Genomic DNA, 927 nt, shown 5'->3' on the forward strand with positions numbered 1-927 from the left:
GCTGATAAGAAGCCGGAATCTAAGCCAGCTGATAAGAAGCCTGCTGAATCTAAGCCTGCTGAATCTAAGCCAGCTGAAAAGAAGCCGGAATCTAAGCCAGCTGAAAAGAAGCCAGAACACACTGATCAGAGTCATTCAGATCATGTGCGTCAGCACCATGCTGCTAATCGTTCCTTTACTAAGAAAGGAAAGAATGCTAGTGGTTCTGTCCATGCTTCTGCAGACTCGAAGTTAGATGCTACAGAAAGTGGCGAGAATCATGAGAGTGCTCATGTTGCCACTGCAAATAAGTCCGACAGTATTCAGTCTGAAACTAACGGTGCTACTGATAATAACAGTGCTAACAATTCTGCTGGTGCTGCTGGTGGTACTTCAAGTAAGGAACAGACTGCTGAACGTGCAACTGCAAAGGAACTGACTTCAAAGTTAGCTGTTACTGGCAGTGGCGTTGTTGCTGCAGTTGTGACCTTCTTGGTACTGATGGTAAGTGGTGCAATAACATTCACTGCGCGTAACCGTAGGGTGCATGCTGGTTCTAATGCTGCTGTTCGCAAATAAAATAATATAACTAAAAATAAAACTCGTGATTAGTTGAAAAGCTAAGAATGAGTGAATAAATGAAAAATGACTGAATTTAGTATTGAATTTTGCATATTGAACGATTTCAGTATTGAGTTTTGATTTTGTTAATCAATCTAAGTTTAGTTGTTACTAACGGCTGGTAAAAGTGCCCACTGCTCTTACGAGTGTGTGGGCACTTTTTATTAATGGTGCTAAGAATAAATATTTGCTCAAGTTTGACTCTGTTGAGATTTCAAGAATTGTAAATCTTCTTCACTCGATTACTGCTGAAAGAAGCACGACGATTTGCTTGAGCGCTGCGGTTTAGCGCGCGTGTTTGGAGTGCTTAACGTGCCGTAGACCTCC

Annotated in this window: 1 protein-coding gene; it reads left to right on the top strand. The window is 41.7% G+C overall.

What is annotated here, in order from left to right; all coding sequences use genetic code 11:
• On the top strand, window positions 1-558 hold a 558-nt coding region (locus tag HMPREF3208_RS06735; protein WP_196488945.1), incomplete at its 5' end, for a hypothetical protein.
• Window positions 559-927: the final 369 nt, after the last annotated feature.

Source organism: Gardnerella vaginalis (genome assembly GCF_001546485.1).
Lineage (GTDB): Bacteria > Actinomycetota > Actinomycetes > Actinomycetales > Bifidobacteriaceae > Bifidobacterium > Bifidobacterium vaginale_D.